The organism is Stenotrophomonas pictorum JCM 9942, assembly GCF_001310775.1.
Taxonomy (GTDB): domain Bacteria; phylum Pseudomonadota; class Gammaproteobacteria; order Xanthomonadales; family Xanthomonadaceae; genus Stenotrophomonas; species Stenotrophomonas pictorum.
In genome coordinates this window covers 1-6,389 of sequence record NZ_BAZI01000162.1, presented here as the reverse complement: position 1 = coordinate 6,389, position 6,389 = coordinate 1, and the positions used below count along the sequence as shown (strand labels likewise).

The 6,389-nt window shown below is 64.8% G+C and carries 3 protein-coding genes and 4 pseudogenes; 4 read left to right on the top strand and 3 right to left on the bottom strand.

Going from position 1 to position 6,389, the window contains the following annotated elements:
- On the top strand, positions 1–1,209 hold a 1,209-nt coding region (pgi, locus tag JCM9942_RS09485), incomplete at its 5' end, for a glucose-6-phosphate isomerase (protein ID WP_054659273.1).
- 61 nt (positions 1,210–1,270) lie between these two features.
- Here the strand turns inward: pgi and JCM9942_RS09480 are convergent.
- Both JCM9942_RS09480 and JCM9942_RS09475 read right to left on the bottom strand, forming a co-directional pair.
- Positions 1,271–1,836 (bottom strand): annotated as a pseudogene (locus JCM9942_RS09480) (response regulator transcription factor).
- A pseudogene (locus JCM9942_RS09475) lies at positions 1,833–3,061 on the bottom strand (ATP-binding protein). The pseudogenes JCM9942_RS09480 and JCM9942_RS09475 overlap by 4 nt, the downstream one beginning before the upstream one ends.
- An 83-nt stretch (positions 3,062–3,144) precedes the next feature.
- Here JCM9942_RS09475 and ispG point away from each other — a divergent pair.
- The 3 genes and pseudogenes from ispG to JCM9942_RS09460 all read left to right on the top strand — a co-directional run bounded on the left by ispG (position 3,145) and on the right by JCM9942_RS09460 (position 6,002).
- Positions 3,145–4,410, top strand: a complete 1,266-nt coding sequence (gene ispG / locus JCM9942_RS09470; RefSeq protein ID WP_054659267.1) for a flavodoxin-dependent (E)-4-hydroxy-3-methylbut-2-enyl-diphosphate synthase — start codon at positions 3,145–3,147, stop codon at positions 4,408–4,410.
- Between the two features lie 21 nt (positions 4,411–4,431).
- The gene (locus JCM9942_RS09465; RefSeq protein ID WP_054659265.1) at positions 4,432–5,076 is read left to right on the top strand and encodes a phosphatase PAP2 family protein; all 645 of its coding nucleotides are present in this window, start codon (positions 4,432–4,434) and stop codon (positions 5,074–5,076) included.
- A 279-nt stretch (positions 5,077–5,355) separates the two neighbouring features.
- Positions 5,356–6,002 (top strand): annotated as a pseudogene (locus JCM9942_RS09460) (response regulator).
- A gap of 112 nt (positions 6,003–6,114) precedes the next feature.
- On the opposite strand, the pseudogene JCM9942_RS09455 reads toward JCM9942_RS09460, so the two are convergent.
- Positions 6,115–6,389 (bottom strand): annotated as a pseudogene (locus tag JCM9942_RS09455) (hypothetical protein); the annotation flags it as partial.

The following is a 6,389-nucleotide window of genomic DNA, read 5'->3' as shown; positions in this document are numbered from 1 at the left end:
GCGCCGGCCGCGGTTGCCGCGCATGCCGAGGCGGCCGCCGTGCAGCAGCGGATGGGGGCGTTGATCCGGCAGCTGGAAGCCAGCAACGTCACCGACATCGTCAGTGTCGGCATCGGTGGGTCCGATCTGGGCCCGCGACTGGTGGCCGATGCCCTGCGTCCGGCGGCGGGTGCGCGTTTCCGCGTGCATTTCGTTTCCAATGTGGACGGCGCCGCCATGCAGCGCACGTTGGCCACACTGGATCCTGCGACCACGGCCGGCATCCTGATTTCCAAGACCTTCGGTACCCAGGAAACCCTGCTCAACGGCAAGATCCTGCATGACTGGCTGGGCGGCAGCGAGCGCCTGTACGCGGTCAGTGCCAATCCCGAGCGCGCCGCCAAGGCCTTCGACATCGCCGCCGAGCGTGTGTTGCCGATGTGGGACTGGGTGGGCGGACGTTACTCGCTGTGGTCGGCGGTCGGTGTTCCGATCGCACTGGCGATCGGTTTCGAACGCTTCGGCCAGTTGCTGGCCGGTGCTGCGGAAATGGATGTGCATGCGGCCAGCGCGCCACTGGAGTGCAATCTGCCGGTGCTGCACGCACTGACCGATATCTGGAACCGCAACGTGCTCGGCTACGCCACGCATGCGGTGATGACCTACGACCAGCGGCTGGCGCTGCTGCCGTCCTATCTGCAGCAGCTGGTGATGGAAAGCCTCGGCAAGCGGGTCAAGCTCGACGGCAGTCCGGTCGATGGCGACACGGTGCCCGTATGGTGGGGCGGTGCCGGCACCGACGTGCAGCACAGCTTCTTCCAGGCGCTGCATCAGGGCACCAGCATCGTGCCGGCCGATTTCATCGGCTGTGTGCGCAGCGATAATCCCTACGCGATCAACCACCAGGCGCTGCTGGCCAATCTGCTGGCGCAGACCGAGGCGCTGGCCAACGGCCAGGACAGCGAAGACCCGCACCGCCAGTACCCGGGCGGCCGTCCGAGCACCCTGATTCTGCTCGATGCGCTGACCCCGCAGGCACTCGGCGCACTGATCGCGATGTACGAGCACGCGGTATATGTGCAGTCGCTGATCTGGGACATCAATGCTTTTGACCAGTTCGGTGTGGAGCTGGGCAAGCAGCTGGCCAGCCAGCTGTTGCCGGCATTGCAGGGTGAGGTGGTGGATATTGCCGATCCGATGACCCGCGAAGTGCTGGCCCGTCTGCGCTGAGCCGCACGCTGCAGCAGCGTGTGATCAGAAACGCCGTGCAGCGATGCGCGGCGTTTCCCGTTCAGCGGTTGGGATCGCGCTCAGGCTGGGGCGCTTGGTCAGCTTGCGCTGCAGCGAGCGCCGGTGCATGCCCAGCAGGCGTGCAGCGGCCGAGACATTGCCACCGGTCTCATGCAGCGCCTGCTGGATGTGCTCCCACTGCAGGCGGCTGATCGGCGTCATCGCATCGGGTGGCTCGACTTCTTCGGGCTCGTCGCCCGCCTCGTCGTCCTCGCCGAGCGCGCGCAGGATCATCTGCACCGTGGCCGGCTTGGGCAGATAGTCATCGGCACCCAGCTTGATCGCTTCGACCGCGGTCGCGATCGAGGCATAGCCGGTCACCAGCAGAATGCGCATGTCCTGGCGCAGCTCGTGCAAGGGCTGGATCAGGTTGAGTCCGGATTCGGTGCCAAGCTTGAGGTCGATCAGCGCAAACGCGGGGGGCGCCTGGGTGGCCAGTTGCAGTGCGCTGTCGATATCGGTGGCGGTGATTGTTTCGATGTCGCGCCGGGCCAGGGTGCGCTGCAAAGTGCGCAGATAGAGCGGATCATCGTCGACCAGCAGGCCGTGGGTCACAGGGGTGTTCATGTATTTACCTCGGCATTGTCCAGCGGCAGGCGGAAGCGACGCGCGCTCCTTGGCCCTCGGCAGGACGCAGCCACAACTCGCCATGCAGGCGTTCAATGGTGGCATGGGACAGCGCCAGGCCGACCCCCATGCCGTCGGTTTTGCCGCTGTTGAACAGGGTGCCGGGCAGCGCGGCGGCGTCGGCATTGAAGCCGGGGCCATAGTCGCGCACTTCGCCGTAGAGCTGGCCGTCCCTTACCTGCAGATCCAGGTCGACTTGCGGGCGTCCTGCGCCTTCGCCGGCATCAGCGGCATTGTTCAACAGTACCTGCAGCAGGTGGCCCACGCCGGGGTCCAGCTTCAGCTGCAAGGGCGCATCGGGATTGCGTCGCAGCTGGATGGTCGGGCGTACCAGGCGCCATTGTTCAAGCACGCTGCCGATGGATGCCACGCTGCGGCGGCGACGTACGCCTTCGGCGGGAGCCGCCAGCGCCAGGACGCGCTCCCGGCATTGCACCAGCAGCTCGCGCAGGGTTTCCAGGTCCTCGCGCATCTCCGGATCGTCGGCGCATTGCTCGGCGATATCGTCGGTCAGCAGTGTCATGGTCGCCAGCGGGGTGTTGAGTTCGTGCGCCACCGAGGCGGCGTGGGTGGCCAGGGCGACGATGCCTTCGTTGCGTACGAAGCGCTCGCGCAGCAGCGCCAGCTGGTTCTCGCGTTCGCGCAACGCCGCGGCCAGACGGGTGGAGAACACCAGCACCACGACGCTGGAGAGCAGGAAGTTGGCTGCCGCGCCCCAAAGATGCAGGCTCATCGAATCGAAATGGCCGCCTTGCAGCGGCAGGCCGAATGCCGCACTGAGCGCATAACCACCCACGCAGGCGGCGGCTACCGCGTGGGTCCAGCGCAGCGGCAGGGCCAGCGCCGCCAGTGCGATCAGGATCAGGAACAGGGAGCCGAACGGATTGCTGATGCCGCCGCTCCAGCCCACCATCCACGTCAGTACCGTGACATCGACCAGAATGTGGCCAAACGCCGTGGCCGGTGCCACATCGCTGTCATGTACGCGCAGTTGCACGTACAGGTTGAACAGGGCCAGCACGAAGACACCGGCCCACAGCGGCAGTTGTGGCAGCTCCAGCCCCAGCAGCCAGGTGGCGACGAGGATGGTGGCGGCCTGGCCGGCAGTGGCCAGCCAGCGCAGACTGCACAGGGTGCGCAGGAAAGAAGTGTCGCGGGTGTTCATTGGTCAATCGTATGCTGTCGAGGCGGATAAAGCCCACCGCAAGGTTCATGCCCGACGATGGCCAGGCGCGCTAAAATGGCCGCATGCATGACGCCGTGACCCGACCGACTCCGCCCACCGACGCTACCGCGTGGCCCCGCCGCATAACCCAGTCAGTGAATATCGGCGGGGTGAAAGTAGGGGGCGGCCACCCCGTGGTTGTGCAGTCGATGACCAACACCGACACCGCCGATGTGGCCGCCAGCGTGAAGCAGGTCGCCGAGTTGTGGCGGGCCGGTTCGGAAATGGTGCGCCTGACTGTCAACAATCCCGAATCCGCGGCCGCCATTCCGCGCATCGTCGATAAACTGGCGATGATGGGCATCGATGTGCCGCTGATCGGTGACTTCCACTACAACGGCCATCAGCTGCTGGGCAACGAACCGGCCTGCGCCGAGGCGTTGGCCAAGTACCGCATCAATCCGGGGAACGTCGGCTTCGGCAAGAAGAAGGACACCCAGTTCGCGCAGCTGATCGAATTCGCCATCAAGTACGACAAGCCGGTACGCATCGGCGCCAACTGGGGCTCGCTGGACCAGTCGCTGGCGGCCAGGCTGATGGACGAGAACAGCCAGCGTGCGCAACCGTGGGATGCCGGCCGCGTGCTGCGCGAGGCGCTGATCCGCTCGGCAATCGATTCGGCCGAAACCGCCGTCGAGCTGGGTCTGCCACGTGACCGCATCGTGTTGTCGGCCAAGGTCAGCGGCGTGCAGGAACTGATCGCGGTCTACCGTGACTTGGCCAACCGCTCCGATTTCGCCCTGCATCTGGGGCTCACCGAAGCCGGCATCGGCAGCAAGGGTATCGTCGCCTCGTCGGCGGCGTTGGCGGTTCTGCTGCAGGAAGGGATCGGCGACACCATCCGTATCTCGCTCACCCCCGAACCGGGCCAGTCGCGCACGCAGGAAGTCATCGTTGCGCAGGAGCTGCTGCAGACCACCGGGCAGCGCGCGTTCACGCCAATGGTCACGGCCTGTCCGGGCTGTGGCCGTACCACCTCCGAGTTCTTCCAGGAGCTGGCCAAGGTGGTGCAGAACCACGTGCGCGAGAAGATGCCGGTATGGCGCGTCAGTCATCCGGGTGCGGAGAACATGACGCTGGCGGTGATGGGTTGCATCGTCAACGGTCCGGGCGAATCCCGGCACGCCAACATCGGTATTTCACTGCCAGGTACCGGCGAGACTCCGGCCGCGCCGGTGTTTGTCGACGGCGAGAAGAAGGTGACGCTGCGAGGCGAGAACATCGCCCAGGACTTTGTTGCACTGATCGACGACTACGTTGAAACCCGATATGCACGAAGCTCCGGCTGATTCCCGGAGCGAGGCGGCCGCCTGCGGCGCTGGTTTGGGCACAATGCGTGGCGGCTGGTACTGCTGTTTGCCGGTGTACTGCTGCCGCTGGCCGGTTTTGTCGCCCTGGCCGACGAGATCCACGAGGCCGAGGCCCTCCATGTCGACCATGCCGTGCTGCTGCGGATGAAGGCGCTGGCCTCTCCGGCGTTGAACGACTTTTTCGTGGTGATGTCCAAGCTGGGTTACCAATGGGGTGTCATTCCGCTTGACGTGCTGATTGTCGGGACGCTGATGCTGGCGCGGCGCTGGCGGAAAGCGGCATTCGCGGCAACGGCATTCGTGGGATCCGCGCTGTTGAATGTGGGCAGCAAGCAGATTTTCCAGCGGGAGCGTCCGACTCTGTGGGAGTCCATTGCGCCGGAAAGTACCTTCAGCTTTCCCAGTGGCCATGCAATGGGGTCGATGACGCTGGCGTTGACGGTGGTGCTGCTGGCATGGCCCACGCGCTGGCGCTGGCCGGTAGTGGTTTGGGCGCTGCTGTTCGTCGTGCTGGTTGGTCTGTCACGCATCTATCTGGGCGTGCATTTTCCGTCCGACATTCTGGGCGGCTGGTGTGCGGCCCTGGTATGGGTGCTGGGCGTGTATCTGCTGATGTTTCGACGCCGTCACACTTTGCCTGCCTGACGATTGTCGTATCAGGAAATTCCTAGTGGACAGCGGGCAATGCCTTATGGCTGGTGGCCAGCTGACAGCTCAGAGTGGCGCGGCTGCTGCAGCTGTTGTGGGGTTGGCTCCGGCGAACAGGCACCCGTCGGTACCTGAAAAACTCCGGCGTCGCCGATTCTGGTCGATAATGCGCAGGGCCCACCACCGGGGTTGATGAGGGGAATGCCATCAACCGCTGCACGCACTGCAAGGCGTGGCTGGGCTCAATCTGTTGGTTCGTCTTCGGGGAATCCTGCAATGACTGTCCGAGTTTTTTTGATTGACGACCATGCCCTGGTACGCACCGGCATCAAGATGATTCTGGGCGGGCAGGCCGATATTGAGGTGGTGGGTGAGGCCGAGAGTGGTGAGCTGGCCTTGCCGCAGATCCGGCAGCTCAAGCCCGATGTGGTGTTGTGTGATCTACACCTGCCGGGGTTGAGTGGATTGGAAATCACCGAGCGCATCATCAAGGGCAAGCATGGCACGCGGGTCATCATCGTATCGGTGCTGGAAGACGGGCCGATGCCACAGCGGCTGATGGAGGCCGGTGCATCGGGCTATGTTGCAAGGGCGGTGATGCGCAGGAGCTGGTCAAGGCGATCCGCGATGTTGCGCTGGGCCGTCGCTACCTGGCCAACAGCATCGCGCAGAATCTGGCGCTGGCGAAAATCGGACCGGGCTCGCCGTTCGATGAGCTGTCGCGACGGGAGATGGAAGTTGCCCTGTTGCTGATCCAGGGCTACCGCCAGGAGGAGATCGCGCGCCGGTTGAGCTTGAGTGCGAAGACGGTGAACACGCACAAGACGCGGATGTTCGAAAAGATCAAGGTGCAAGACAACATCGCCTTGGCACGTCTGGCGGCCCAGTACGGCATCGTGGATCCTGCAAGGAACGTGTGTTGACCCGTCTGCCGCAGGCGCCCGCCTGACGCGCGCCGGGGAAGGGCGCGCAGCCTTGAAAACAGAAAAGCGGCCTCATGGGCCGCTTTTCTGTTTTCCATATCAGGCGCGTGGATCAGGCGTTGCGCGGTGCCTGGTCCTCTTCCTTCTCCGTGTTGGCTTCTTCCGTCGCCGTCACGACCGCCGGTTCAGCTGCGGCCGGCGAGGGTGCCGGAGCAACTTCCTGCGCGGTCCTGATGACGGCCTGCTCGACCGGGGCTTCAGTCGCAGGAGCCGGTTCCTGCGCGGTGAACAGTTGCCCATTCTCCGGTTGCACTGCAGCCGGTGCGGATGTGACTGCCGGGGCCTCGACGACCACTTCTGTGACCACCTCCGCCGGAGGGGCGGACG

Bases quoted from the DNA above. Each gene is read 5' to 3' on its own strand.
- ispG (WP_054659267.1), top strand. From the start codon at position 3,145: ATGCATGACGCCGTGACCCGACCGACTCCGCCCACCGACGCTACCGCG.